The sequence below is a fragment of the Baekduia soli genome (genome assembly GCF_007970665.1).
GTDB lineage: Bacteria > Actinomycetota > Thermoleophilia > Solirubrobacterales > Solirubrobacteraceae > Baekduia > Baekduia soli.
This window is the reverse complement of the sequence record NZ_CP042430.1, coordinates 869,347-893,074: the sequence shown is the minus strand read 5'-3', so window position 1 is coordinate 893,074 and position 23,728 is coordinate 869,347. Positions and strand designations below refer to the sequence as shown.

General features: G+C 73.5%; 29 protein-coding genes. All 29 read right to left on the bottom strand.

Annotated features, from left to right (window positions below):
- Positions 1-6: 6 nt before the first annotated feature.
- The 29 genes from flhB to fliF all read right to left on the bottom strand — a co-directional run bounded on the left by flhB (position 7) and on the right by fliF (position 23,717).
- Complete coding sequence (flhB, locus tag FSW04_RS04170; RefSeq protein ID WP_146916573.1) at positions 7-1,071, bottom strand: flagellar biosynthesis protein FlhB; 1,065 nt, start codon at positions 1,069-1,071, stop codon at positions 7-9.
- Between the two features lie 3 nt (positions 1,072-1,074).
- Positions 1,075-1,881 carry a flagellar biosynthetic protein FliR gene (locus FSW04_RS04165; RefSeq protein WP_146916570.1) on the bottom strand — a complete coding sequence of 269 codons (807 nt, stop codon included), beginning with the start codon at positions 1,879-1,881 and terminating at the stop codon, positions 1,075-1,077.
- A complete protein-coding gene (gene fliQ / locus FSW04_RS04160) occupies positions 1,882-2,151 on the bottom strand; it encodes a flagellar biosynthesis protein FliQ (RefSeq protein ID WP_146916568.1) in 270 nt (89 codons plus the stop codon).
- A complete protein-coding gene (gene fliP, locus FSW04_RS04155) occupies positions 2,151-2,816 on the bottom strand; it encodes a flagellar type III secretion system pore protein FliP (protein ID WP_228430874.1) in 666 nt (221 codons plus the stop codon). Before fliP ends, fliQ begins: the two co-directional genes overlap by 1 nt.
- Positions 2,813-3,379 carry a FliO/MopB family protein gene (locus FSW04_RS04150; RefSeq protein WP_146916566.1) on the bottom strand — a complete coding sequence of 189 codons (567 nt, stop codon included), beginning with the start codon at positions 3,377-3,379 and terminating at the stop codon, positions 2,813-2,815. Before FSW04_RS04150 ends, fliP begins: the two co-directional genes overlap by 4 nt.
- Positions 3,380-3,503: 124 nt before the next feature.
- Positions 3,504-3,878, bottom strand: a complete 375-nt coding sequence (gene fliN / locus FSW04_RS04145) for a flagellar motor switch protein FliN (RefSeq protein ID WP_146916564.1) — start codon at positions 3,876-3,878, stop codon at positions 3,504-3,506.
- A 19-nt stretch (positions 3,879-3,897) separates the two neighbouring features.
- Entirely contained in the window at positions 3,898-4,338 is a 441-nt protein-coding gene (locus FSW04_RS04140; RefSeq protein ID WP_146916562.1) for a flagellar basal body-associated FliL family protein, read from the bottom strand.
- Positions 4,338-5,213, bottom strand: a complete 876-nt coding sequence (locus FSW04_RS04135) for a flagellar motor protein MotB (protein WP_146916560.1) — start codon at positions 5,211-5,213, stop codon at positions 4,338-4,340. Before FSW04_RS04135 ends, FSW04_RS04140 begins: the two co-directional genes overlap by 1 nt.
- A 9-nt stretch (positions 5,214-5,222) precedes the next feature.
- Positions 5,223-6,041 (bottom strand): motility protein A, encoded by an 819-nt coding sequence (locus FSW04_RS04130; protein WP_146916558.1) that lies wholly within the window; start codon positions 6,039-6,041, stop codon positions 5,223-5,225.
- Between the two features lie 104 nt (positions 6,042-6,145).
- Positions 6,146-6,505 carry a response regulator gene (locus FSW04_RS04125; protein ID WP_407652977.1) on the bottom strand — a complete coding sequence of 120 codons (360 nt, stop codon included), beginning with the start codon at positions 6,503-6,505 and terminating at the stop codon, positions 6,146-6,148.
- On the bottom strand, positions 6,505-7,377 hold the full coding sequence (locus tag FSW04_RS04120) for a FliM/FliN family flagellar motor switch protein (protein WP_146916554.1): 873 nt from the start codon (positions 7,375-7,377) through the stop codon (positions 6,505-6,507). Before FSW04_RS04120 ends, FSW04_RS04125 begins: the two co-directional genes overlap by 1 nt.
- Before the next feature lie 49 nt (positions 7,378-7,426).
- A complete protein-coding gene (locus FSW04_RS04115; protein WP_146916552.1) occupies positions 7,427-8,416 on the bottom strand; it encodes a flagellar motor switch protein FliM in 990 nt (329 codons plus the stop codon).
- Entirely contained in the window at positions 8,413-8,916 is a 504-nt protein-coding gene (locus FSW04_RS04110; protein WP_146916550.1) for a chemotaxis protein CheD, read from the bottom strand. The genes FSW04_RS04115 and FSW04_RS04110 overlap by 4 nt, the downstream gene beginning before the upstream one ends.
- Positions 8,917-9,498: a chemotaxis protein CheC gene (locus FSW04_RS04105; RefSeq protein ID WP_146916548.1), complete on the bottom strand. Its 582-nt coding sequence runs from the start codon at positions 9,496-9,498 to the stop codon at positions 8,917-8,919. It lies immediately after the preceding gene.
- Between the two features lie 14 nt (positions 9,499-9,512).
- On the bottom strand, positions 9,513-11,519 hold the full coding sequence (locus FSW04_RS04100; RefSeq protein ID WP_146916546.1) for a chemotaxis protein CheA: 2,007 nt from the start codon (positions 11,517-11,519) through the stop codon (positions 9,513-9,515).
- Positions 11,519-12,400: a CheR family methyltransferase gene (locus FSW04_RS04095; protein ID WP_146916543.1), complete on the bottom strand. Its 882-nt coding sequence runs from the start codon at positions 12,398-12,400 to the stop codon at positions 11,519-11,521. Before FSW04_RS04095 ends, FSW04_RS04100 begins: the two co-directional genes overlap by 1 nt.
- A complete protein-coding gene (locus FSW04_RS04090; RefSeq protein WP_146916541.1) occupies positions 12,397-13,395 on the bottom strand; it encodes a chemotaxis protein CheB in 999 nt (332 codons plus the stop codon). Before FSW04_RS04090 ends, FSW04_RS04095 begins: the two co-directional genes overlap by 4 nt.
- A gap of 85 nt (positions 13,396-13,480) precedes the next feature.
- Positions 13,481-13,966 carry a chemotaxis protein CheW gene (locus FSW04_RS04085; protein WP_146916538.1) on the bottom strand — a complete coding sequence of 162 codons (486 nt, stop codon included), beginning with the start codon at positions 13,964-13,966 and terminating at the stop codon, positions 13,481-13,483.
- Between the two features lie 93 nt (positions 13,967-14,059).
- Positions 14,060-14,269: a flagellar FlbD family protein gene (locus FSW04_RS04080; protein ID WP_146916536.1), complete on the bottom strand. Its 210-nt coding sequence runs from the start codon at positions 14,267-14,269 to the stop codon at positions 14,060-14,062.
- A gap of 124 nt (positions 14,270-14,393) precedes the next feature.
- Positions 14,394-15,269: a flagellar hook-basal body complex protein gene (locus FSW04_RS04075; protein ID WP_146916533.1), complete on the bottom strand. Its 876-nt coding sequence runs from the start codon at positions 15,267-15,269 to the stop codon at positions 14,394-14,396.
- A gap of 88 nt (positions 15,270-15,357) precedes the next feature.
- The gene (locus FSW04_RS04070; protein ID WP_146916531.1) at positions 15,358-15,759 is read right to left on the bottom strand and encodes a TIGR02530 family flagellar biosynthesis protein; all 402 of its coding nucleotides are present in this window, start codon (positions 15,757-15,759) and stop codon (positions 15,358-15,360) included.
- Positions 15,756-16,145 (bottom strand): flagellar hook capping FlgD N-terminal domain-containing protein, encoded by a 390-nt coding sequence (locus FSW04_RS04065; protein WP_146916529.1) that lies wholly within the window; start codon positions 16,143-16,145, stop codon positions 15,756-15,758. The genes FSW04_RS04070 and FSW04_RS04065 overlap by 4 nt, the downstream gene beginning before the upstream one ends.
- A gap of 22 nt (positions 16,146-16,167) precedes the next feature.
- The gene (locus tag FSW04_RS04060) at positions 16,168-17,895 is read right to left on the bottom strand and encodes a flagellar hook-length control protein FliK (RefSeq protein WP_146916527.1); all 1,728 of its coding nucleotides are present in this window, start codon (positions 17,893-17,895) and stop codon (positions 16,168-16,170) included.
- Positions 17,895-18,536, bottom strand: coding sequence for a lytic transglycosylase domain-containing protein (locus tag FSW04_RS28105; protein ID WP_146916525.1), 642 nt, complete (start codon positions 18,534-18,536; stop codon positions 17,895-17,897). The genes FSW04_RS04060 and FSW04_RS28105 overlap by 1 nt, the downstream gene beginning before the upstream one ends.
- Complete coding sequence (gene fliJ / locus FSW04_RS04050) at positions 18,533-18,988, bottom strand: flagellar export protein FliJ (RefSeq protein WP_146916523.1); 456 nt, start codon at positions 18,986-18,988, stop codon at positions 18,533-18,535. The genes FSW04_RS28105 and fliJ overlap by 4 nt, the downstream gene beginning before the upstream one ends.
- 69 nt (positions 18,989-19,057) lie before the next feature.
- Positions 19,058-20,536 (bottom strand): FliI/YscN family ATPase, encoded by a 1,479-nt coding sequence (locus FSW04_RS04045; RefSeq protein WP_146916521.1) that lies wholly within the window; start codon positions 20,534-20,536, stop codon positions 19,058-19,060.
- The gene (locus FSW04_RS04040; RefSeq protein WP_146916518.1) at positions 20,529-20,987 is read right to left on the bottom strand and encodes a FliH/SctL family protein; all 459 of its coding nucleotides are present in this window, start codon (positions 20,985-20,987) and stop codon (positions 20,529-20,531) included. The genes FSW04_RS04045 and FSW04_RS04040 overlap by 8 nt, the downstream gene beginning before the upstream one ends.
- Positions 20,988-21,132: 145 nt before the next feature.
- Entirely contained in the window at positions 21,133-22,176 is a 1,044-nt protein-coding gene (fliG, locus tag FSW04_RS04035) for a flagellar motor switch protein FliG (protein WP_146916516.1), read from the bottom strand.
- Complete coding sequence (gene fliF, locus FSW04_RS04030; protein WP_146916514.1) at positions 22,176-23,717, bottom strand: flagellar basal-body MS-ring/collar protein FliF; 1,542 nt, start codon at positions 23,715-23,717, stop codon at positions 22,176-22,178. The genes fliG and fliF overlap by 1 nt, the downstream gene beginning before the upstream one ends.
- Positions 23,718-23,728 lie beyond the last annotated feature (11 nt).

Genomic DNA, 23,728 nt, shown 5'->3' with positions numbered 1-23,728 from the left:
TGTCCTCTAGGACGCCAGCCGGCGGCGGCCGGCGACGCGGTAGACGTAGGCCAGGATCTGAGCCACGGCCTGGAAGAGCTCTTCGGGGATCTCCTCACCGACCTCGACGGAGGCGTGCAGCGAGCGCGCCAGCGGCGGGTCGGGGACGATCGGGATGTCGTGCTCGGCCGCGATCTCGCGGATGCGCAGCGCGACGATGTCCTTGCCCTTGGCGATGACCTGCGGGGCCGCCGAGGCCCCGTCGTACTTCAGGGCGACGGAGTAGTGCGTGGGGTTGGTGACGATGACGTCGGCCTCGGGGACGGCGGCCATCATGCGGGCGCGCGCGGCCTCGCGCTGGCGCCGGCGGATCGCCCCGCGGACCTCGGGCGGCAGGTCCTGCTGCTTGGCCTCCTCCTTGACCTCCTGCTTGTCCATGCGCATGCCCTTCTCGTGGCGGAAGCGCTGGTAGACGGCGTCGATAACGCCGATGAGCAGGTAGGCCAGGCCGGCCCGCAGGAAGATCGACTTGACCTGCGCCGCCATGGCGCCGGCCAGCTGGTAGGGCGACATGCCGACCATGGCCGCCCAGTCGCCGAGGTGCGGCAGCACCGCGCTGAGCACGATGGTCGCCACGACCGAGATCTTCACGAGGTTCTTGACGAGCTCGACGAGGCTGTTCTTGCCGTAGATGTTCTTGAAGCCCGTGACCGGGTTCAGCCGCTTGGGATCGGGCTTCAGGGCGCCGGTCTTGGGCCTGATGCCGACCTGCAGGACCGAGATGACGATCGCGGCCAGCGCGCAGGCGCCGAGGACCGGCGCTAGCGCCAGGGCGGCCGAGCGCCCGGAGCTCATGAACAGGTCGCCGACGGTGGAGATCGTCACCGGGTCGCGGCCCGAGCCGGCCTGCAGCGCGGAGGTCAGGCCGTCGCCGAGCCGCTGGGCGATCCCGGGGCCCGTGAGGCCGAGCGTGAAGATGCCCACGAGCATGATCACGGCGCCGTTGAGGTCGTGCGACTTGGGGACCTGCCCCTTCTTGCGCGCCTCCTCGCGGCGCTTGGGCGTCGCCTTCTCGGTCTTCTCACCCGCCATGGATCAGCCCACCCGCAGGGTGTTGAGCGCGGCGCCGACATCGGCCTGCAGCTGGCCCGAGAGCCAGCCTGCGACGAACGGCATCGTGGCGCCGATGAGCAGCAGGCCGACGATGACCTTGGCCGGGATGCCGACCTGGAAGACGTTGAGCTGGGGCACGACCCGGCTGACGACGCCGAACGCGGCGTCGGTGAGCGTCAGCGCGAGCAGCACCGGCCCGGCCACCTGGATCGCGCTGGCGAAGATGCCGGTGAACGCCGCGGTGGCCCCGCTGAGCAGGTGGGCCAGCGACGGGTACTGCAGCAGGCCGACGACATCGTAGGTGCGGGCCAGGCCGCGGATGACCCATCCGTCGCCGTCGATGGCGATGAACACCATCAACCCGATCATGCTGTAGGTCGTGCTGAGCACGGCGGACTGGTTGCCGTTGACCGGATCGACGAGCCCGCCGTAGGAGAAGCCGATCGACGTGTCCAGGAACGATCCCGCCACGGCGAGGGCGGCGAACGTGGCCGCCAGGGCGAAGGCGAAGGCCGAGCCGACGAGGATCTCCTTGAACAGCAGCGTCCCGATGCCCAGGACGTCGGTGGGCAGCACCGCGTGCCCGGCGGTGACCACGGGTGACAGGCCGATCGCCAGGCCCACGGCGAGGACGCCTCGGACGCGCGCCGGCACCATCTTGCTCGAGAACAGCGGCGCGAGCAGGAACAGGGGGGAGGTGCGCGCGAGCACCAGGAAGAACGCGAGCACGCGCTGCTCGCCGAACTCGGCGATCAGCTGCTGCGCACCGACCTGGAGCTGCGGTCCCACCTACCCCACCATGTTCGGGATCGACGACCACAGCTCGGCCGTGTAGGACAACAGCTGGTTGAGCATCCACGGGCCGCCCACCACCAGGACCACGGCCATGGCCAGGACCTTGGGGATGAACGACAGCGTCTGCTCCTGGATCTGGGTCACCGCCTGGACGATCGAGATGAGCACGCCGACGACGAGGCCGACGCCCAGCAGCGGCAGGGCGAGCTTGAGCGCCAGGCTCATGGCCTGGGTCGCGAGGGAGACGACGACGTCCTGGTCCATCAGTGAAAGGACTCCACGAGCGATTTGATGACGAGGTCCCATCCGTCGACGAGGACGAAGAGGAGGATCTTGAACGGGAGCGAGATGAAGACCGGGGGCAGCATCATCATGCCCATGGACATCAAGGTGGAGCTCACGACGAGGTCGATGACCAGGAACGGCAGGAAGATCAGGAAGCCGATCTGGAACGCCGTCTTGAGCTCGGAGATGATGAACGCCGGGATCAGGACGTAGGTCGGGACGTCGGCGCGGGTCTTCGGCCGCGGGCGCTTGGAGAGCTTCACGAACAGCGCCAGGTCCTTCGTGCGCGTCTGGCGGAACATGAACTCGCGCAGCGGCAGCTGCCCACGCTGCAGCGCCTCGGTCTGCGTGATCTGGTGCCGGCTCAGCGGGTCGATGGCGTCCGTCTTGACCTTGGTGAAGGTCGGCGCCATGACGAAGATGGTGAGGAAGAGCGCGATGCCGATCAGGACCTGGTTGGGCGGCGCGGTCGGCGTGCCCAGCCCGGTCCGGATGAAGCCCAGCACGATCAGGATCCGCGAGAACCCGGTGACGCAGAACAGCAGGGCGGGGACCAGCGTGACGGCGCCGACGAGGACGAGCAGCTGGACGGCATTGCCGCCGTCGGTCGACAGCCCGTTCTGGGCGGTGGTCAGCGCGATCACCGCGCGGTCCGATCGCGCAGGCGGTCCAGGACGTCGCCGATGCGGGCCCGGGCCAGGGCGGCGGGGCCGCCGGTCGTGGCGTCGATCACGTCGCCGGCCTCGAGCTGGGTCGGGGCCAGCAGCCCGAGCGACCGCGCCTCGTCCTCTGTGTAGGTGCGGATCGGCATGATGCCGTGCTCGGCGCTGCCGACGAGCACGAGCTCGCGGCCGGCGCGGATGAGGTGCACGGAGCGCCCGGGGCCGAGGGGCATGCTGGCCTCCGTGCTGAGGCCCACGCCGTGGGAGCGCTCCGCCTTGGAGGCCTTGAGCTGGCGCAGGACCCAGGTGAGGCCGTAGATGACGGCGACGACCACGGCCAGGCCGATGAACGTGCGGGCCAGCGAGCCGCCGGTGCCGCCGCCGACGCTGGCGTGCGCCGCTCCGCCGGAGTCGGCGGGCAGGTTCAACGGCGTCTTCTCGCCGTAGGGGTCCTTGCTCGTGGCCGCCAGCACGGTGGCCGGGGCGAGCAGGACGCAGAGGAGTGCGGCCGCGCAGGCGGCCGTGAGCAGGCGATGGGGCTTCACTGGAGGGACTCGGTAGGTCGGGAGGGCGACCAGCCAGTCCCTTAGATCGGCGTCACGCCGTTCGACTTGAGTCCCGCGGGCCGACGGTCGTTCGAGACCGAACCAGGGCCCGTCTGCAGGCCCGCTAGGCGGCCTCGGCGGGCGGCAGCTCGCCGACGGGCTGCGGCGTGAAGGCCACGGGCGCGGAGGCCCCGGGACGCTCGGCCCCGACGACCTCGGTGATGCGCAGGCCGAACTGCTCGTCGATGACCACGACCTCGCCGCGGGCGATCGGGCGCCCGTTGACGAGCAGGTCCACGGGCTTGTCGGCCAGGCGGTCCAGCGTGACGACCGACCCCGGGCCGAGGCTCATCGTCTCGCCGAGCGACATGTTCGTGCGGCCGACCTCGACCGTGAGCTCCACGGTGACGTCGGTCAGGCGGCTGAGGTCGGCGTCGCCCACCGGCTGCAGGCCGGCGGCCGGGTCCCCGCCGAGGGGGCTGAACTCGAGATCGCTCATTGCGGGCTCCTGAGGGTCACTACTGGATGGCGACGTCGGTGAAGAGCACGTCGTCGACCTTGACGTCGGTCTCCTTGGTGATCGTCTTGAGGATCGCCTTCTGGAGCCTGACCCGCGAGGCCTCGCGCTGCAGGCGCGCCGCGGAGACGTCGGTCAGGCCATCGGTGATGATGGAGCGCACGACGGCCTCCTGGGCCAGCACGCCGTAGCCCGTGGGCGGCGCTGCGGCGGCCTCGCCGTGGGCGGGCGCGGCCGCGACGAAGCCCTCCTTGAGCACGAGCGCGACGCTGAGCTTCGCGAAGCGCCCGCCCTTGAGGTTGATGAGGAAGTCCTTGGGCAGGACGTACACCTCGCCGGCGATGTGCGGCTTGGGCACGGGCGCGGGCCTGGCGAGCACGAACTTGTAGACCCCGCCGAGCGCGATGAGCAGGACGGGCAGGATGATCTTGATCTTGGACATCAGGGCTTTGTCGGGGTCAGGTCGGGCTTGATCGAGGGGATCGTCGTCGCCCCCGCCGAGGAGGACGAGGTGGCGGCCGCCGCGGTGCGCGGCACGAGGATCTCCACGCGGCGGTTGAGGCTGCGTCCGCCCGCGGTCGTGTTGGGCGCGACGGGGTTGTACTGGCCGCGGCCGGCGGCGGTCATCCGCGCGGGCGAGACGCCGTGCTGGGCGAAGATCCGCACGACCGCGCCCGCGCGCGCCGTGGACAGGTCGAGGTTGTCGGTGTAGCGCCCGGAGTGGATCGGCACCGTGTCGGTGTTGCCGGAGACCACGAGCTGGTGGTCGCCCTCGGCGGCCAGGGTGCCCGCGAGCTCGGTGAGCAGGCCGTCGGAGCCGGCCCGCGGCACCGCCGAGCCGCTGTCGAAGAGCAGGTTGTCGGTCAGCAGCCGGATGAGCAGGCCGTCGTCGGTGATCTCGGTCTTGACCTTGCCCGACAGGCCCTTCTTGGCGACGTAGGCGTCGATCTGGGCCTTGACCTTCTGGAAGTCCTTCTGCTCCTTGGCCGCGCCGCCGGTGCTGGACGCGTTCTTGGGCCGGCCGCCCACGTAGGGCTCCAGGCTCGACCTGGGCGCCGCGACCGAGGGGTTGACGATGTTCGCGCTGCCGCCGGCGTCCTTGATCGACTTGCCGCCGGGCAGGATCCGCCCGGAGAAGGCGTCCTGCAGCGACCGCTGGATCGACTCGAACTTGGACTTGTTGACCGAGGAGATCGAGAAGAGCACCATGAACAGCGCCACGAGCAGCGTCATCAGGTCGGCGTAGGTGACCAGCCAGCGCTCGTCGGGGTGCTCGCCATGGTCGTCATGGCGCTTCTTCTTGCCGTGGGCGGCCATCCGCCCGACCTATGCCGCCTCGGCGGCCGGCTCGGCGACGGCCTTCAGGTCGGCCTTGCCGCCGCCCTCGACCTCGAGACGCTCGGCGGGGGCCACGTAGCTGAGCAGCTTCTGCTGGACGATGCGCGGGTTGTCGCCGGCCTGGATGGCCAGCACGCCCTCGAGGATGAGGCTGCGCTCGTCGACCTCCTTGGCCGACATCATCTGCAGCGAGTAGCAGACGGGCAGGTACACGACGTTGGCCGAGCCGACGCCGTAGAGCGTGGCGATGAACGCGCCGGAGATGGCCGGGCCCAGGGTCTCGGGCGCCGACAGGTTGCCGAGCACGTGCACGAGCGAGACGACGGTCCCGAGCACGCCGATCGTCGGGGCGATCCCGCCGGCCTTCTCGAAGACGGACGAGCCGAGCTTGTGCCGGGCGGCCATGGCGTCGATCTCGGCCTCGAGGATCTCCCGCAGGAGGTCGGGGTCGGTGCCGTCGACGACGAGCTGCATGCCCTTGCGGGTGAACGGGTCCTCGATGGCCTCGATCTCCTCCTCGAGCGCCAGCAGGCCGTCCTTGCGGGCGCGCTCGGCGAAGGCGACGAGCGTCGTGACCCGCTCGGCGAGGTTGGGCTGTTGGCTGAGGATGGCCTTCATGTACAGCTTGGGGATGGCCATGAAGCGCTTCATCCCGACGCCGCCGAAGACTGCGCCGGCCGTGCCACCGAGCACCAGGATGAGGGCGTTGATGTTCAGGAGCGCGGTGGGCGTGACGCCCTCCATGATGCCCGCCATGATGATGGCGATGGCGGCGATCCCGATTCCGATGGCGGTGGCGGCCTTCATGACGTTCACTCACTGTCGTCGGCCGCGCGCCGCCGGACTTCAGGCCATCTGAAGCTCCGAGGACACTTCGGGCACCCGGCCCGGGCGACACGGTGCGCTGGGTGCTAGCCGAGCGCCTTCTGGATCGCCGACAGGACGCGATCGGCCTCGAACGGCTTGACGACGAAGTCCTTCGCGCCGAGCTTGATCGATTCCAGGACCTTGGACTCCTGGCCCAGGGCCGAGCACATCACGACCTTCGCGCCGGGGTCCACCGCGATGATGTCCTTCAGGGCGGCCAGGCCGTCCTTCTGGGGCATCGTGATGTCCAGGGTGATCACGTCGGGACGGAGCTCGCGGAAGCGCTCCACCGCCTCGACGCCGTCGCCGGCCTCGCCGACGACGTCGTGACCGCCGCCGCTCACGACGTCGGTGACCATCTTCCGCATGAACGCGGCGTCATCCACGACCAGGACACGTGCCATCAGACTTCAACCTCCGTGGGAATCGAATCGGGTGGGCAGGGGGGCGGCGCGCCCCGGCCGAGGATCTCCTCGACCCGGATCGCGAGGCCGCCGTCGTCGGTGACGACGAGCCGGCCGGTGGCGAAGCGCATGCCGTCGGCGAAGATGTCGATCGGGGCGTCGACCTCGCGGTCGAGCTCGACGACGGCCCCACCGGGCAGCGCCACGACGCGCCCCGACGACATCTTCGTGCGACCCAGCTCGGCCCAGACGCGCACCTCGACGTCGCGCAGCACGTCGCTGAGCGGGGCGTCGTCGTGGTGGGTCTCGGTCATCCCGTCCAGCGCGCGCGTCATGCGCACGACGAAGGCGTTGGGCACGAGCTGCACGAGGAGGCAGGGGGCGCCGCAGAAGGTGAAGGTGACCGAGATCGCGTGGCCCGCGTGGTCCCAGAGGCCGCCGCCGTCGTGCAGTGACGAGATGTGCCGCACGTCGGGCGGCGCGATCTCGACCGCCTCGCCGAGCACGGCGCCGGAGGCCAGCGCGGCGGCCGACATCATCTGGTTCATCGCCTCTCCGACGGCGGAGAACTCGAGCTCGGACAGCTCGCCTCCGGCCTCGACGGCGTTGGGGTCGGCGCCCATCATCGCGGCGGCCAGGCGCCGTGCGCCCTCGACGCCGATGACCATCACGTTGCCGCCGGTGACGCCGTCGACGTAGGACACGTCGGCGGCGATCGCGGGTAGCGCGACGCCGGCGAACGGCCTCCCGCCGGGCGCCAGCACGTCGACCGAGCCCGGCGAGACGCCGTCGGGGCTGAACATCTGCAGGACGCCCTGGACGGCCTCGGCCGTCGAGGTGCCCAGGTGCAGGAGGGCCTGCTCGGCGTTCATCGGGTGGACCTCATGACGATGGTGATCTCCGTGGTCGGGCCGTGGGTCGTCATGGGGCGGGCTCCACGGGGGCGATGATCTGGACGGCACGGCGCGTGCCGCTGCGGCCGCCGCGTGCGCGATGCAGGGGCGTGCGGTCGGCGAAGAGCGTGACCTCGGCGTCGGCGTCGGCGTCGGCGTCGAGGCGGACGACGTCGCCGGGCGCCAGCGCGAGGACCTGCTCGAGCGTCAGCGTGGTCGAGGCGACCTCGGCCCGCAGGGAGACGTCGACGAGGCTGAGGCCGTGGGTGACGGCGGCCCTCGTGCGCGGGTCGGCGGCCGGCGCCTCCTCCTCGTGGCGCGAGAACGCCGAGGCGACCGGGGCGATCGTCGCGTAGGGCACGAGCAGCGACATCGTCGAGGCCAGGCCGTCGAGGCGGGCCTCGAGCGTCAGCGCGAGCGTGGGCTCGGCGCCGGCGGCGACCATCACGGTCTCGCGCTGGGTGTCGACGTCGGCGATGTCGAGGGTCATCTCGGCCGTGTCGAACCACACCGACGACAGCGCCTCGACGATCGTGGCGAACAGCCGGCGCACGACCATGAGGTCGATGTCGGTCAGCGCGCGGTCGCGCGACGCGGTCTCCGGGCGCCCGCCGAGCATGCCCTCCAGCGTGACGAGCACGATGGGCAGCTCGGCCGTCAGCAGCAGGTGGCCGTCGTGCGGGGCCGTGCCCAGCGTGACGAACACCGAACCGTCGGGGACCTGGGAGAACGCGTTGGCCCATGTGAACTGCCCGACGTCGATGACCTCGAGCTCGATGGAGGTGCGGTGCTCGGCGACCAGCCGCGTGGCGGCGCGCTCGGCGAACGTGTCCAGCGCGCGGCGGATGCGGCGCTCCTGGTCGGTGGAGAACTTCGTCGGGCGCGTGAAGTCGACCGTCCGCAGCCAGCGGGAGCGCCGGCCCGCGGCGGGCGTCTCCTGCTCGACGGGCATCTCGCCCTCGCTGGCGCGCTGGAAGAGCTTCTCGATCTCGCCGGAGTCCATGAAGCCGCCGCTCATGCCGCCACCCCCTCGCGCCGGGCCCCGAAGAGCTGCTCGTCGGTGCCGCCGGCCTCGCGCACCGTGATCGAGGGCTGCTCGCCGACGTGCACGCGGACCGTGCGCCCGCGGCTGCCGCCGGTCGCCGCGGCCGCGACGGTGATCCCGGCCGCCCTCAGGCCGGCGCGGACGGCGGCCTCGTTGCGGGCGCCGATGTCCTGCCCGCCGCCGAAGGTGAACATCGCCGCGCCGCCGACGAGCACGGCGCGGACGCGGGCGCGCCGGGCACCGTGGGCCTCGGCCTGGTCGAGCAGGAACGGCACCGCCAGGTCGGCGAAGCGCGGCGGCTGCTCGGGGTCGGCCTGCGTCGCCTCGGGCAGCATGACGTGGGCCAGGGCCGCGACCCCCCCGGGGGCGTCGACGAGCACCAGGCCGATGCAGGAGCCCAGCCCGATGCAGGCCAGCACGTCGGCGGGCGTGCAGGAGGCGGCGGCCTCGCCCATGCGGACGACGGTCTCCATCTAGAGTCCCAGACGCTCCAGCAGCTGGCGGATCCCGCCGTGGGCGGGGAGCATCAGGAACGAGAGCGAGCACTCCTCGCCCTCGACCATGAGCGCCGAGTCCAGGACGAGCGCGCCCTCGATGTCGCCGCGGCTGACCAGGACGGTCTGCAGGATCGCGCCGAGCATGTCCCGCACCGGCTGGGGCGGGGTGGGCTCGAGGGCCATGGACGTCATCCGTGCCAGCACGTTGATGTAGCTCGTGCCCAGGATGTTGCCGACCTCGCCGAGCAGCGAGAACCCGTCGGGGGTGTCGAGCTCCAGGCCGTAGATCCCGCACAGGGTCTGCGCGTCGGCCTCGGGGAAGAGCAGCAGGACGATCGCGTCGAAGCCGCCGAGGACCCGGACGACCACGCCGTAGCGCAGGTCGTCGGGCTCGCCGGCGATCGCGACCGCCTCGGGCAGCGGGAGCACGGCGGCCGTCGGCACGGAGATGTCGACGGAGCGCCCGAGCATCTGGCTCAGGGCGGTGCCGGCGTTGCCGGACCCGATGTTGGCGAGCTCGCGCAGCGCGTCGAGCTGCAGGTCGGTGTAGGTGTTCATGGGTTCCTCGGCGGTCAGACGGCGGCCAGCGCGACGCGATCGACGCGGGCCTTGGTGGAGTGGGCGGTGCGGATGAGGGCGTCGCAGTCGGCCAGCAGGACGATCGAGCGGTCCGACAGCACGGCCGCGCACGAGACCGCGGCCTCGTGCGCGAGGTTGGGCGGCAGCGGCCGGGCGACGAGCTCGCGCTGGCCGACCAGGCGCGAGACCGACAGCGCGACGCTGCGCTCGGGCCCGCGGACGATCACGACGTGGGTGTCGGGCTCGTCCCCGCCGCCGGCGGCCCGGCCGAAGATCTCGCTGGCCCGCCGCAGCGGCAGCGCCTCGTCCTTGAGGACGAGCATCCTCTGGCCGGCGACGGAGCGCACCGGGTTGTCGTCGAGGCGCATCGTGCGCTCGACGCGCTGCAGCGGGATGCCGAACGGGCGGCCGCCGGCCTCGACGAGCAGGGCGGAGACGATCGCCAGCGTGAGCGGCAGGCGGATCTCGTTGAACGTGCCCTGGCCGGGCACCGAGGTCACGGTGACCTCGCCGCCCAGCTCGCGGATCTTCTCGCGCACGGCGTCCATGCCGACGCCGCGGCCCGACAGGTCGCCGACCTCGTCGGAGGTCGAGAAGCCGGGCGCGAAGAGCAGGTCGATGGCGCCGCGCACGTCGAGCCGGCGCCCCTGCTCGGCCGTGATGAGGCCGCGGCGCTCGGCGACGGCCGCGACGCGCGCGGGATCGATGCCGCGCCCGTCGTCGGAGACCGTGATCGCGATGCTGCCGCCGGCGTGGCGGGCGGCGATCGTCAGGACGCCCGTCGGCGGCTTGCCGGCGGCGACCCGCTCGGCCGGCGACTCCAGGCCGTGGTCGAGGGAGTTGCGGATGAGGTGGACGAGCGGGTCGCCGATGGCGTCGACGACGGTGCGGTCCAGGTCGGTGTCCTTGCCGACGAGCTGGAGGTCGACCTGCTTGCCCAGGCGGCTGGCGACGTCGCGGACCAGGCGCGGGAAGCGCACGAGGACGGCGTCGATCGGGATCATGCGGATCTGCATGACCATGGCCTGCAGCGCCTGCGAGCTGCGGGTGAGCTCCTGCATGGCCTGACTGAGCCCCGGCACCTCGGCCTGGGCCGAGAGCGCCTCGATGTGGGTGCGCTGCACGACGACCTCGCCCATGAGGTGCATGAGCTGGTCGAGGCGGTCGGCGTCGACGCGGACGGTCTGGCGCCCGCCGGAGCGGCGGCCGCCCGCGGGGCCGGCGGTCGCGGCGGCGCCGGCCACGGGGGCGTCGCCGACGACGGTCAGCACGCCGGGCTCGGCGTCGGGGCCGGCGGCGGCCTCGGCCACGCGGGCCTCGGCGACGTCGGGCACGGCGCGGATCGCGGCGGCCACGGCGTCGAGCCCGTGCTCGGTGGCCAGCAGGATCTCGACGAGGCGGCCGTCGAACGTGTCGACGCCGGACCCCGTCGGGGACGAGCGCAGCACGTCGCCGTGCTCGGCCGCGCCGGCCAGCACCTGGAAGGCCCGCACGGCCGGCATCTGCACGTCCTCGGCCAGCACGACGGCCAGCTCGAGCACGACGCGCCCGTCGCCGACCTCGGCGAGCCGGGGAGCGGACGGCGCCTCGGGCTCGGGCTCGGCCGCGTCGGGATCGTCCTGGTCGCGGACCAGGGTGCCGAGGCGCCCGACGAGCTCGGCGGGGTCGAGGTGCTCGGCGCCGTCGGCGTCGATGGAGTCCACGGCGGCCTCCAGCGCGTCCAGGCAGGCCAGCACGACGTCGACGACGGCGCCGGTCAGGCCCGTCCCGCGCTGGCGCAGCAGCTCGAAGACGTCCTCCATCTTGTGGGTGAGCTTCGCCATGCTCTCGAAGCCCATCGTGGCGGCCATGCCCTTGAGCGAGTGCGCGATGCGGAAGATCGAGTCGATCGTCTCGCGGTCCTCGGGCGCCTCCTCGAGGCGCACGACGGCGAGGTTGAGCTCCTGGAGGTTCTCCCGGCACTCGGCCAGGAACATCGGGAGGTACTCGGAGGTGTCCATCACGACTTCCGATAGACGAAGGGGGACTCGGGCTCGAGGCCGTGGCGGGCGGGCTGCGAGACGCGCTCGGTGGCACCCACGACGAGGCGACCGCCGGCCCGCAGGCTGTGGGCCAGGCGGCCGTGCAGGTCGTCGCGCACGTCCTCGTTGAAGTAGATGACGGTGTTGCGGCAGAGCACGAGGTCGAACGAGCCGGCCGCGGGGCGCACCCGCAGCAGGTCGCCCTCCTCGAAGCGCACGAGGCGCTTGAGGTCGTCGCCGGCGTGCCAGGCGCCGCCGACCATCGAGAAGTGCGCCGCCAGCGTCGCCGTCGGCGCGGCGCGGGCGTCGTCGGCCGTGAAGACGCCGGCGCGGGCGCGGGCGACCATGCGGGCGTCGATGTCGGTGCCCAGGATGGAGATCTGGGCGCGGCCCAGGGCCCGGCGGGCGACGGCGGCCAGGGTGTAGGCCTCGGCGCCGTAGGAGCAGCCCGCGCTCCAGGCCTTCAGCCGCGGCGTGCCGCCGGGGGCGCTCGCCGCGAGGTCGGGGAGGATGCGCTCCTCCAGGACCGCCCACTGCTCCGGGTTGCGCCAGAGCTGGGACACGTTGATGGTGACACGGTCCAGGAGCCGCTCGAGCTCGGACTTGTCGGCCTTGAGCTGCACGGTGTAGGACGTGAGGTCGGCCGCCCCGCGCGTGGCGACGAAGGACCGGATCCGGCGCTCCATCTGGCCGCGCTTGTACTGCAGCAGGTCGATGCCGCACAGGCGGCGGACCGCCTCGCAGAAGGGCTCGTAGTCGGAGACGAGGGCCCGCCCACCCTCGGCCGCCGGCCGGCGGACGGCGACGGCGAGGGCCTCGACGGCGTCGATCGCGCTGCCGCGGGGGGCGTGGGGGGTCATGCTCCGACCTCGGTGGCGATGGCGTGGGCGAGCTCGCCGAGCGGCAGGACGTCGTCGGCCAGCCGGGCCTCGACGATCGCGCGCGGCATGCCGTAGACGGTGCAGCTGGACTCGGCCTCGGCGAGGATGCGCCCGCCGCGGGCCCGCACGTCGCGGGCGCCGGCCAGGCCGTCCTTGCCCATGCCGGTCATCACGACGAGCACGAGGCGCTCGCCGAAGGCCTGGGCGGCGTCGGCGATCGTGAGGTCCGCCCGGGGCCGCAGGCCGCCGATCGCGGCCTCGTCGGTGAGGCGCATCGCGCCGTCGGTGCCCAAGCGCAGGTGGCTGCCGCCCGGGGCGAGCAGCAGGGTGTCGGGCGTCAGGCGCTCGCCCCCCTGGGCCTCGATGACGTTCAGGCGGGCGCCGCGGTCCAGGCGCTGGGCCAGCGAGGCGGTGAAGCCCGGCGGCATGTGCTGGACGATCATGCCGCCGCCGCCCAGGGGGCTGGGCAGCGAGGGCACGAGCTCGGCCAGGGCCCGCGGGCCGCCGGTCGAGGTGGCGATGAGGACGATGCGGCTCGACGTCGACGGGCGCACGGCCCGGCGCGGCGGTGCGGCCGCCGGGGCGGTCGCGGCGGGCACGCGGCGCAGGGTCGCCCCCGCCGCGGAGGAGACGGCGGCCGCGACCTTCTCGTGCAGCGCGGCCACGAAGACCTCGAGCGGCTCGCCCATGGCCGGCTTGGCCACGAGGTCGAACGCGCCCTCGGCGAGGGCGTCGACGGCGCGGGCGCCGTGGGCCGGCGAGAACGCGGACACGACGACCACCGGCAGCGACGAGCGCTGCCCGCGCAGGGCGCGCAGGACGCCGATCCCGTCCATGCCGGGCATGGCGAGATCGAGCGTCATGGCGTCGGGGCGCAGCTCGCGGTGCAGCGCGAGGGCCTCGTCGCCGTCGCCGGCCTGGCCGACGACGTCGAAGCCCGCATCGCGCAGCGCCTGCGAGAGCAGGCGGCGCATGAAGGTCGAGTCGTCAGCGACCAGGATGCGCGACGGCTTCGCGGTACGGGGGGAGGGGAGCACGGCGGAGGGGGCCGCTCGTGCTCTATGCGGCGGCGCGCACGTCGTCGGCCGCGGACCGCGCAGCGGCGGCGTCCGCGGACACCGGGCCGGCACCGACGATCCCCTCGGGGTCGAGCAGCACGACGAGGCGGTCGCCGATCTTGGCGATGCCGTCGATGGCGCGGCCGCCCGCGGTCGGGGCGTCCTCGAGGGCCTCCAGGTCCACGGTGATGACCTCCTCGACGTCGTCGACGACCACGCCGGCCATGTCGTCGGCGGTCTCGACGATGACGATCTTGGCGTCGGTCACCTCGCCGGGATGGTCGAGGCCCAGCCGCGTGGCGAGGTCGTACACGGGCAGGATCCTGCCGCGCAGGGAGATGACGCCCCGCACGCTCGGATCCGACGAGGCCACCGAGCGGGGCTCGGTGAAGCGGATGATCTCGTGCACCTGGGTGATCGGCAGGGCGTACTCCTCGTCGCCGAGCGAGAACACCACGAGCTGGCGCAAGAGCGGATCTTCGGACATGGGCACTCCGTGTGGGGGAAGGGTGGGGCAGGGGGGCCTGCCCCGGTGATCGACCGGACGCCCGCCGCTCTTGAGGTGGCGGGACGGGCGCCGTCAGCGGCTCTTGCGCAGGGCCTCGGAGAGGACCTCGACGCGCCACGCCTTGATGCGCGCGATGACCTCGTCGACCGACTCGCAGACCGCGATCCGGGTGCCGGTCGTCAGCGTGACGTGGCAGTCGGGGGACGCGTCGACGCGCTCGACCAGGTCGGGGTTCAGGCGGAACGGCTCCCGCTCGTGCGAGAGCTTGTGCAGCTCGATCATGGGATGGGCTCCTGCTGTCAGGGACACGATGGACGGCACCGTGGCCGGCGTCGCGCCCGCCCGAGCGAAGGCCCTCCACCTTCGCGCGGGCGGCCGCGCCGCCCGGCCACGGCGCCTGCCGGGACTAGCGCTTGAGGTTGACCAGGTCCTGGAGCATCTCGTCGGCCGTCGAGATGACCCGCGAGTTGGCCTGGAAGCCGCGCTGGGCGACGATCATGTTGGTGAACTCCGACGCCAGGTCGACGTTGGACATCTCCAGCGTGCCGCCGATCGTGGCGCCGAACGTCGTGCCGTTGGGCGTGCCCACGTCGGGCGTGCCGGCGGCCGGGTCGGCGGACCAGCGGTTGCCCGACTGGCGCAGCAGGCCCGAGTCGTTGGGGAACTTGGCGAGCTGGATCTTGCCCGCCGAGACGCGCGTGCCGCCGCCGCCCGGCAGGTAGCTCACCGAGCCGTCGGAGCCGACGGAGACGTTGGTGGCGCCGTCGGGGATCACGATGTACGGGCCGGCCGGGTTGCTCGTGATCGGGTTGGTCGGCGTGGTGGTCGGGTCGGCGAGGACGTAGTAGCCCTCCGACGTCGTCAGGTAGCCCTGGTCGTTGCGGATGAAGTTGCCCGCGCGGGTGTAGTTCATGTCCGTCGGCGCGGCGGGGGTGCCGCCGCCGGCCGGGGCCGGGTCGCCGAGGCCGACCTGGAACCACCCGTCGCCCTGGATGGCGACGTCGAGCGAGTTGCCCGTGGACTGCAGCGAGCCCTCGCCCATGACGGGGTCGACGGAGCCGAGCTGGACGCCGAGGCCGACCTGGGCGGCGTTCGTGCCGCCCGTGTTGGCGCCGTTGGACGCCGAGCCGCCGGCCAGCGTCTGCTGCAGCTGGTCCTTGAACGTCGTGCGCGACGCCTTGTAGCCGACGGTGTTGACGTTGGCCAGGTTGTTGGCCGTGACGTCCAGCATCGTCTGGTGCGTGCGCAGGCCGGAGATGGCCGAGTACATGCCGCGGATCATGTGGAGAGACTCCTTGTGGGTCCTCCGGCTTCCCCAGTGGGGTCCAGCCGGTGATGGTGAATCTGGTGGTGGGCCGCCGTCATGGCGCTCAGGCGATGACGGCGCCGTCGATGTTGGTGAAGACGTGGTCCTTCATCTGGTCCCTGCCGACGGCGGTGATGACCGTGCGGTTGCGGACCGAGACCACGAAGGCCGTGTCGTCCACGAGGACCACCGCGTCACGGGCACCCTTGCCCGCGGCACGATCGACCCCGTCCTGGAGGCGCTGCATCGACGTCGGGTCGACGGCGAGGTTGCGGCGCTCCAGGCGCTGGACGGCATGCTTTGAGAACTGGACGGGCTGCGTGCCCGCCGTATCCCGTAGAACGTCCGCGAACGCCGGTCCTTGAGGCGTCTGGACGGAAGGCCGAACCGGCTGCGTGCGGGCACGGACATCGGCCGGAGCCGAGACTCCGGGAGGGACCAGCGCGGGGTTGAAGGACTGGCTCACCTCACCGAGCCGATCTTGTCCATGGTGATGCCCGCCACGCCGTTGATCGACAGCGTCGGCCCGTCGGAGCCGGCCAGCGTCACGTTGTCCACCACGCCGGTCACGGGAGCGCCGTTGAGGTCGGTGTAGGAGACGGTGCGGCCCAGGAGCGCGGTCGCGGAGGCCTGGCGCTGCATGGTCGCCACGTTGGTCATCTGCTCGACCATCGTCATCGACGAGATCGTCTGGAAGTACTGGTTGGGGTCCTGGTTGGAGGACGGGTCCTGGTTCTTGATCTGCTCGGTGAGCATCTTCAGGAACCCGTTCTTGTCCAGGGTGGAGCTCGCCGCGCTCTTGGGCTGCGCCGAAGGCGGCACGTAGCTGGTCGAGATGGGGTTGGTGGCCATGGTGGTGTCCTTGGTCGGGGGTCTAGGCCTGGATGTCGACGAGGCCGGTGGCGGCCCGGGTCACGGTGGCGACCAGGATCTCGGCGCCGGCGGGCTCCTCGCCCACGGGCGTCACGGCCGAGGGGGCCGGGCGGCGCCCGCCGGTGGACGAGCGCCCCGCGCCCCCGTCGCCCGCGCCGCGGCCGTCGGGCCCGGGGCTGAGCTGGAGGTCCAGCCGGTGCAGGGCGACGCCGCGGTCCTCGAGGGAGCGGCGCAGCTCGCCGCCGGCCTGCTGGAGCGCGGCGAGGCCGGCGTGGTCCTGGGCGCTGATCGTGGCGACCAGGCCGTCTCGGGTGGTCCGCAGCTGCACGTCGACCGCACCGAGCTCGACGGGCTTGAGCTGCAGCGTGGCGCGGGCGCCGCCGGAGCGCATCGTCGCGATGCGCACGAGGTCGTGGACGCGCTCGACCGCGCCATGCAGCGAGGCGTACGTGAGCGCGACGGGCGCCGCGGCGATCGGTGCGGGGGCCGAGGGCGCCGGCGCGGCCTGCGCCATCGGCGCGGGGGCGGTGCTCGTGGCCGGCGCGAGGGGCGCGACGTCGGCGGGCGGCGCCGCCGGCGCGGCTGCCGCGGATGGCGGCAGGTCGGCCGCCGGCGCGGCGGGAGCGGCCGCGGCCGCGGCGAGCGTCCCGGGCGCGCGGTCGCCCGGACCATGGCCCTGGTGCTCCGGGCTGCCGGAGGTGCCGGTGCCCGTGCCGGTGTCGGCCCGCCGGCCCGGGCCGGCGGGCGCGGCGTCGGGACCGGCCGGGGACGGGCCTTCGGGACGAGCGGGATCGCCGGCGACCGCCACGGCGGGGGTGCCGCCGCCGTGAGTCGTCGATGCTGCGGCGGCGGGCGCGGACGGCGGCGTGATCGCTGCGGACGTCGCGGCCGCGGCGTCCTGAGCAGAGGTCGTCGCGGCCGCGGACGGCGCGGACGGCAGGGACGGCAGGGACGGCGCCCCGGCCTCGGCCGCCCGGTGCGGCTGGTCGGCCGGCCCCGGGGTCGCGGTCGACGACGACGCCGGTGGGGTCGCGGGCGCCCCCGACGCAGGGGTCACCGGCGCAGGGGTCACCAGCGCGCCGGCGGGGGCAGGCGCCTGGGCGCCGGCCGCCGCGGGGACGGACGCCTGGGCGCCGGCGGGCGGAGCGGGGACGGGCGCCGCGCCAGGCATGCCGGCGTCGGGGCCGGGCACCGCGCCGACCTCGGCCGGTCGGCGGGCGGGAACGGCCGGGGTGGCCAGGCGCGGCCGGGCCGGGACGATCGGCTCGCCGTGCGTCGCGGCGGGCGCCGCGGCGGCGGTCACGGGCGCGGGCACCGCGGCGGCGGGATCGACGAGCGGCAGCGGTGGCGCGACGGGCGGCGCGGGCGCAGCAGGGTCCGGGGCCGCATCGCCCGCGGCCTCGCGGGCGTCGCCGGGCTCGGGCGCCGCGCCGGCCCCGGCGTGCTCGGCGGCCACCGAGGGCGCGACGGGGGCCGCGGCCAGGGCCGCAGCCGCCGCCGTGGCAGCGTCGGGTGCGAGCGCCGCGTCGGCGGCCGCGGCCGAGTCGGCGCGGTCGTGCAGCGCCTGCGCCGGCTGGGTCTGGGGGCCTTCCGCAGGTGCGGTCCGGGCCGTGGTCTGGTGCAGCAGGGCGGCGAAGTCGCCGCCGCCCGCTCCGGGCGGTGAGCCCGTGTCGGGTCCCGGCGGGCGGCTGCGCGCCTCGGCAGAGGGCGTGATGGGGATGGGTCGCATCAGAGGGTGGAGAAGTCCAGGGAGGCGCCGGTCGCGGCCGGGGCGGCCAGGACGGGCGTGGTGGTCGCCGGGAGCGCCGCGACGGGCGCGGCCGTGCCCGCTGCGCGGTACTGGTCGGCGAAGGCCAGGACGTTGCTGACGTAGTCCTGGGTCTCGGCGTAGGGCGGCACTCCGCCGTAGCGCGCCACGGCGCCGGGGCCGGCGTTGTAGGCCGCCAGGGCCTTGGAGGCGTCGCCGCCGAAGCGGTCGAGCTGCTGCTTGAGGTAGCGCGCGCCGCCGTCGATGGCCTGCGCCGGGTCGGTCGGGTCGACGCCCAGGGACGCCGCGGTGCCGGGCATGAGCTGCGTGAGCCCCACGGCGCCGGCGCCGGACCGCGCGGCCGGATCGAACCCCGACTCCTGCCTGATGAGGCCTTTGAGGAGTGCGGGGTCGATCCCGTTCCGTGTCGCTGCCGCATCGATCTCGGCTCCGAAGGGGGTGTCGCCGCCCGCGGTGCCCGTGGCGGTCGAGGTCTGGGTCGCGCCCTGCGCGGACTGCAGCGCGGAGGCGAAGGTGGAGGTCGGCGGTACGACCTGCCCGCCGACGGTGGCGACCATCTGGTCGATCTCGGCGACGCGCGAGCCGATGGCGGTGATGCTCATGCCGCCGCCCGCCTGCGGGAGTGCACGGCCAGCGCCATCTCGTCCAGCGCGGCGCTCTCGCGGCGCTCGGCGGCCTGGCGGTGGGCCTCGCGCTGGCGCTCCTTGAGCTTGTCGAGCACCTCGCGGCGCCGGCTGGCGTCGGTGAGCTCGACGCGGACGCGGCGCAGGTCCTCGTCGGTGCCCTGCAGGCGGCGCTGTGCGTCCTCGCGCGAGCGCTGCAGGCGGTCGACCCAGGCCTGGCGGGCCAGGAGCGTCTGGCCGGAGACCGCCACGGGGGCCGCGGGCGCGCCGGGACCGCGCGCGTCGTCGAGGCGCTCCTGCGCGGCGCGCAGCACCGCCTCGGCGCGCAGCCGCTCGTTGAGGCTTGCGGCGAACCGTTCCTTGGCCTGCTGCTCGTCGTGCGCGCGAATCTCGCGCACCCGCTCGAGGCCGAATCGGAAGGGGGTCTCCATCTCGCCCAGGTGGTCGGCCGGTGCCGTGGCTCGTTGAGGTGCGTGGACGCCTGTTCGGACAGGAGCCCGCTACACCGCGAGGTTGAGGGGCGGGATGGCCGACGGGCCGGTCGCGACCGCGGGCTCCAGGCCCAGGTCGGCGGCGACGCGGGCGAGCGGGATCTCGTCGCCGGCGCCGAGCTCGGCGGCCAGCTCGCCGACCGACGTGCCGACGTAGCCGACCGTGCGCAGCAGCGCGTCGTCGGAGTCGGGGCCGGGGACGGCCTCCTCGGGGCGCTGCTTGAGGAAGCCGTCGATCGCGTCCTTGAGGTCGATGGCCCGGTCGGTCACCGGGTCCGAGCCGCGCTCGTAGGCGCCGATGGCGATGAGGTCGCGCTTGTCGCGGTAGGCGGCCAGCAGCGAGCGCAGTCGCGTGGCGCCCTCCAGCACGTCGGGCGCGTTGATCTCGCGCTCCAGGCGCGAGACGGACTGGAGCACGTCGACGGCCGGGTAGTGGCCGGCGTGCGCGAGCTCGCGCGTGAGGACGATGTGGCCGTCCAGGATCGAGCGCACCGCGTCGGCGACGGGCTCGTTCATGTCGTCGCCGTCGACGAGCACCGTGTACAGGGCGGTGATCGAGCCCTCGGGGCTGGTGCCCGAGCGCTCGAGCAGCTTGGGCAGCAGCGCGAAGACCGACGGCGTGTAGCCGCGCGTGGCCGGCGGCTCGCCGATCGCCAGCCCGACCTCGCGCTGGGCCATCGCGAAGCGGGTGACCGAGTCCATCATCAACATCACGTCGGCGCCCTGGTCGCGGAAGTGCTCGGCGATGGCCGTCGCCGTCAGCGCGGCCTTGATGCGCACGAGCGCGGGCTGGTCGGAGGTCGCCACGACGACGACGGAGCGCTCGATGGCGGGGCCGAGATCGCGGTCGATGAACTCCCGGACCTCGCGGCCGCGCTCGCCGACGAGGCAGATCACGTTGATGTCGGCCGACGTCGAGCGGGCGATCATCCCCAGCAGGGAGGACTTGCCCACTCCCGAGCCGGCGAAGATGCCCAGGCGCTGGCCGCGGCCGCACGGGACGAGCGAGTCCAGCGCGCGCACGCCCAGCGTCACGCGGTCGGTGATGCGCGGCCGCTCCAGCGGGGATGGCGGCGAGCCGACGATCGGCCGGTGCGCGAGACCCTCCAGCGACGGGCCGCCGTCGATCGGGTTGCCCAGGCCGTCCAGGACGCGCCCGAGCAGGGCGGCCCCGGTCGGGACCGACACGCGGCGCCCCGTCGCGGTCACGACGTCGCCGGGGCCGATGCCCTGCATCTCGCCCAGCGGCATGAGCAGCGTGCGCCCCGAGCGGAAGCCGACGACCTCGGCCGGCAGCGTGGTCCAGCCGCCCGTGGCGGCGTCGCGGCCCGTGCGCACGTCGCAGACCTCGCCGACCTCGGCCTCCAGGCCGGTGGCCTCGACGATCAGCCCGATGAGGTCGCTCACCCGGCCGTGCAGGCGGTGGAGGTCGGCGCGAGCGACGGCGCGCCCGGCCTCGCCGAGGCGCTCGAGCAGGGCCTCAGGCACGGCGCAGCTCGGCCTCGAGGACCTCGCGGGCACGGGAGAGCTTGGTCGCCAGCGTCGCGTCGACCTCGCCGTCGACGGTGCGGACGATGGCCCCGCCCCGCGCGACGCGGCGCTCGGCCTGGACGTCGCAGTGCTCGATCCCGCCGAGCTCGGCGACCAGGCGCTCGGACGCCTCGCGGACGAGGTCGAGGTCCTCGGGGTTGACCAGGACGGTGACGCGGTCGCGCTCGACGAGACGGCGCAGCGCGCCGCGCACGACGTCGACGACGACGACGGGGTCGGCGGCGACCGCGGCGGCCAGCGCCTGCTCGGCGATCTTCAGGCCGAGCTGCACGGCGGCGGACTCCACCGCAGCGCAGACGCGGTCGCGCTCGGCGCCGAGCTCGGCGGCGGCCTGCTGCAGCGCGGAGATCGCAGGGGCGATGTGCTGCTGGGCCTCGAGCAGGCCCATCTGCAGGCCCTCCTCGCGGCCGGCGGCGCGCGCGGCCTCGGCCTCGGCGGCCAGGTCCGGCGGGGCGGGGCCAGGGCGGGGCCCGGGTAGGGCTCCAGTCCGGGCGGGGCCTCGAGGGCCGGGAACTCGAACGCGCGCGTGTCCATCAGATGATGTCGTCCTCGGTGGACTCGCCCTCTTCGCCGCCGCGCCCGATCGTGATCGCGCCGGCCTCCTCCAGGCGGCGGATCGAGGCGACGATGCGGCTCTGGGCCTCCTCGACGACCGACCGCCGCTGCGGCTTGCCGGTGTCGAGCTCCTCCTTGAGCATCTCCGTCCCGCGCTGGGACATGTTGCGGAAGATGGTGTCCTTGACCTCGTCGCTGACCCCGCGCAGTGCGAGGGCGAGGTCCTTCTGGTCCACGTCGCGCAGCAGGAGCTGGATGTCGCGGTCGCTGAGGATGATGATGTCGTCGAACGTGAAGAGCTTCTGGCGGATCTCGTCGGCCAGCTCGCCGTCGGCCTGCGCGATCGCCTCGAGCACGGTGCGCTCGGTCGAGCGCCCGGCGCGGTTGAGCAGCTCGGCGAGCGAGTCGACGCCGCCGGCCTGCGAGAACTCCTGGGTCAGGACGTTGGAGAGCTTGAGGCGCAGCCCGCGCTCGATGTCCTCGACCACGCCGGGGTTCGTGTCCTCCATCGTGGCGATGCGCATGGCGACGTCGGCCTGCAGCTCGCCGGGCAGGCAGCCCAGCACCTTCGCGCCCAGCGACGTGTGCAGCGAGGCGACGACGAGCGCGACGGTCTGCGGGGCCTCGTCGGCCAGGAACGTCGCGATCTGCTCCGGCGGGGTGCGTCTCAGGAAGTCGAAGGGCCGCAGCTCGGCCGAGGAGGTGATCTGGCCGAGGATCTCGTCCGCGCGCTCGGCGCCGAGCAGGTGCTCGAGCACCTCGCGGGTGAACTGCGGGCCGCCCATCGCGAAGTCGGTCGCGCTGCCGAAGCGCTCGGCGAGCTCCTGCACGACCTGGTCGGCCGTCTCGGACTTCACGCGCCACAGCGCGGCCATCTCGCCCGACAGCGCCTCGACCTCGCGCTCGCTGAGGTGCTTGAGCACCTCGGCGGCCGCGGCCGAGCCGATCGTGATGAGGAAGACCGCCGCCTTCTGCCGGCCCGTCAGGCCGCGCGCGCCCGTGCGCTGGACCGCGGTGCCCATCAGTGGGCGTCCTCGGTGATCCACTGGCGCAGGTGCGTGGCGACGCGCTCAGGGTCCTGGCTGATGAGCGTCTCGAGCTGCTGGCGGCGCGGGTCGCCGTTGGCGACGGGCGGCATGGCCTCGCCCGCGGGGCTCAGCATCGACTCGGGGATCTCGAGCGTCGGGCGGTGGGCCTCGAGCTGGCGCAGCCAGCTGGGCTCGTCGGTGAGCGTCTCGCGCTCGCGCTTGCGCAGGTGGCGGGTGACGAAGAACAGGAACATCAGCGCGCCGAGGCCGATGCCCACGCCCTTGAGGATGCCGGCGAAGGCGGGCGGGATCGGCAGGCCGGCGGCCTTGGCGGCGGCGGGCTGCTTGGCGAAGGCGACCTGGTTGATCGTCAGCACGTCGCCGCGCTTGGCCTGGATGCCCGCGGCGCTGGACAGCGTCTTGTTCAGCGCCGTGATGTCGGCCGCGGCCAGCTTGGCGTTCTTGTCGACCAGGACGGAGACCTGGAGGTTGTTGACCGCGCCGGGGGCGACCGTCGTCTTCGTGATCTTCTTGTCGATCGCGAACGCGCTGTCGGTCGTCGTGTTCTTGTAGTTGTTCTTGGCCGACCCGCCCGTCGCGCTGCCGGCGGCGTAGCCCGGCAGGTTGCTAGCGGTGCCCGCGGCGCCCGCGGCGGCGCCGGCGCCGGCGCCCGTCAGCGTCTCGGTCTGCTTCTTCTCGGTCTGCGGCACGCCCTTGGTGCCGTAGGTCAGCGCCTGCTGGTCGATCTTGTCGACGTTGAGGTCGGAGTGCACCTCGACCTGGGCCTTGCCGGGACCGAGCGTGCGGTCCAGCAGGCTCTGCAGGTCGGACTCGGAGGCCAGGTTGTAGCGGGTCTCGGCCGCCGTCTTGGCGGGCAGACCGCCGCTGTCGGAGCCGCCGTCGGCCGCGGGCCAGAGCATCGCGCCGCTGCCGTCGGTGATCGTCACGGCCGAGGCCTTCAGGCCGGGGACCGAGGAGGCCACGAGGTTGGCGATGCCGCGCACGGCGTTGCCGTCCAGCGCGCTGCCGTCGTTGGGCAACAGCACCGCGGCGGTCGCGCCGCGCGACTCGTCGGCGAAGAGGTTGTCCTGGGGCAGGGTGAGGTGCACCTGCGCGCCGGAGGCGCCCTGGATCTGGGAGACCGTGTTGGCGATCGTGCCCTCCAGGCCGCGCTGGTAGGCGATCTGCTGCTGCTGGCTGGAGGCGCCGAGCTTCTGCTTGTCGAGGATCTCGAAGCCGGGCTGCGTCGAGGTGCTGTTCAGCCCCTTGGCGGCCAGGGTCGTCGCCGCCAGCGTCTCCTTGCCCTTCTGGACGGCGATCGCGGTACCGCCGTTCTGGATCTCGCTCGAGACGCCGACGGCGCTCAGCGCCGCGGTGATCTGGCTGGCCTTGGCCGGGTCGACCCCGGTCATCACCGTCGTGTACGACGGAGCGCCCGCCATCTTCATGATGAGGACGGCGGCGGCCAGGAAGGCGAGGGCACAGCCGGCAAGCGTCAGCTTGCCCTTCGTGCTCATGGAGTTCAGGAGAGCCATGGAGGGAGGGG

What these genes read in the sequence shown, in the direction of transcription:
- FSW04_RS04140 (WP_146916562.1), bottom strand. Translation starts at nt 4,338, where the DNA reads ATGTCCAAGATCAAGATCATCCTGCCCGTCCTGCTCATCGCGCTCGGC.
- FSW04_RS04060 (WP_146916527.1), bottom strand. Translation starts at nt 17,895, where the DNA reads ATGCGACCCATCCCCATCACGCCCTCTGCCGAGGCGCGCAGCCGCCCG.
- fliG (WP_146916516.1), bottom strand. Translation starts at nt 22,176, where the DNA reads ATGGGCACCGCGGTCCAGCGCACGGGCGCGCGCGGCCTGACGGGCCGG.
- FSW04_RS04080 (WP_146916536.1), bottom strand. Translation starts at nt 14,269, where the DNA reads ATGATCGAGCTGCACAAGCTCTCGCACGAGCGGGAGCCGTTCCGCCTG.
- FSW04_RS04105 (WP_146916548.1), bottom strand. Translation starts at nt 9,498, where the DNA reads ATGAACACCTACACCGACCTGCAGCTCGACGCGCTGCGCGAGCTCGCC.
- FSW04_RS04135 (WP_146916560.1), bottom strand. Translation starts at nt 5,213, where the DNA reads ATGGCCGCCCACGGCAAGAAGAAGCGCCATGACGACCATGGCGAGCAC.
- FSW04_RS04100 (WP_146916546.1), bottom strand. Translation starts at nt 11,519, where the DNA reads ATGGACACCTCCGAGTACCTCCCGATGTTCCTGGCCGAGTGCCGGGAG.
- FSW04_RS28105 (WP_146916525.1), bottom strand. Translation starts at nt 18,536, where the DNA reads ATGAGCATCACCGCCATCGGCTCGCGCGTCGCCGAGATCGACCAGATG.
- FSW04_RS04065 (WP_146916529.1), bottom strand. Translation starts at nt 16,145, where the DNA reads ATGGCCACCAACCCCATCTCGACCAGCTACGTGCCGCCTTCGGCGCAG.
- FSW04_RS04075 (WP_146916533.1), bottom strand. Translation starts at nt 15,269, where the DNA reads ATGATCCGCGGCATGTACTCGGCCATCTCCGGCCTGCGCACGCACCAG.
- flhB (WP_146916573.1), bottom strand. Translation starts at nt 1,071, where the DNA reads ATGGCGGGTGAGAAGACCGAGAAGGCGACGCCCAAGCGCCGCGAGGAG.
- FSW04_RS04110 (WP_146916550.1), bottom strand. Translation starts at nt 8,916, where the DNA reads ATGGAGACCGTCGTCCGCATGGGCGAGGCCGCCGCCTCCTGCACGCCC.
- FSW04_RS04040 (WP_146916518.1), bottom strand. Translation starts at nt 20,987, where the DNA reads ATGGGCCTGCTCGAGGCCCAGCAGCACATCGCCCCTGCGATCTCCGCG.
- fliJ (WP_146916523.1), bottom strand. Translation starts at nt 18,988, where the DNA reads ATGGAGACCCCCTTCCGATTCGGCCTCGAGCGGGTGCGCGAGATTCGC.
- FSW04_RS04125 (WP_407652977.1), bottom strand. Translation starts at nt 6,505, where the DNA reads ATGGCACGTGTCCTGGTCGTGGATGACGCCGCGTTCATGCGGAAGATG.
- fliQ (WP_146916568.1), bottom strand. Translation starts at nt 2,151, where the DNA reads ATGGACCAGGACGTCGTCGTCTCCCTCGCGACCCAGGCCATGAGCCTG.
- FSW04_RS04115 (WP_146916552.1), bottom strand. Translation starts at nt 8,416, where the DNA reads ATGAGCGGCGGCTTCATGGACTCCGGCGAGATCGAGAAGCTCTTCCAG.
- FSW04_RS04120 (WP_146916554.1), bottom strand. Translation starts at nt 7,377, where the DNA reads ATGAACGCCGAGCAGGCCCTCCTGCACCTGGGCACCTCGACGGCCGAG.
- FSW04_RS04095 (WP_146916543.1), bottom strand. Translation starts at nt 12,400, where the DNA reads ATGACCCCCCACGCCCCCCGCGGCAGCGCGATCGACGCCGTCGAGGCC.
- FSW04_RS04090 (WP_146916541.1), bottom strand. Translation starts at nt 13,395, where the DNA reads ATGCGCCGCCTGCTCTCGCAGGCGCTGCGCGATGCGGGCTTCGACGTC.
- FSW04_RS04085 (WP_146916538.1), bottom strand. Translation starts at nt 13,966, where the DNA reads ATGTCCGAAGATCCGCTCTTGCGCCAGCTCGTGGTGTTCTCGCTCGGC.
- FSW04_RS04130 (WP_146916558.1), bottom strand. Translation starts at nt 6,041, where the DNA reads ATGAAGGCCGCCACCGCCATCGGAATCGGGATCGCCGCCATCGCCATC.
- fliN (WP_146916564.1), bottom strand. Translation starts at nt 3,878, where the DNA reads ATGAGCGATCTCGAGTTCAGCCCCCTCGGCGGGGACCCGGCCGCCGGC.
- fliF (WP_146916514.1), bottom strand. Translation starts at nt 23,717, where the DNA reads ATGGCTCTCCTGAACTCCATGAGCACGAAGGGCAAGCTGACGCTTGCC.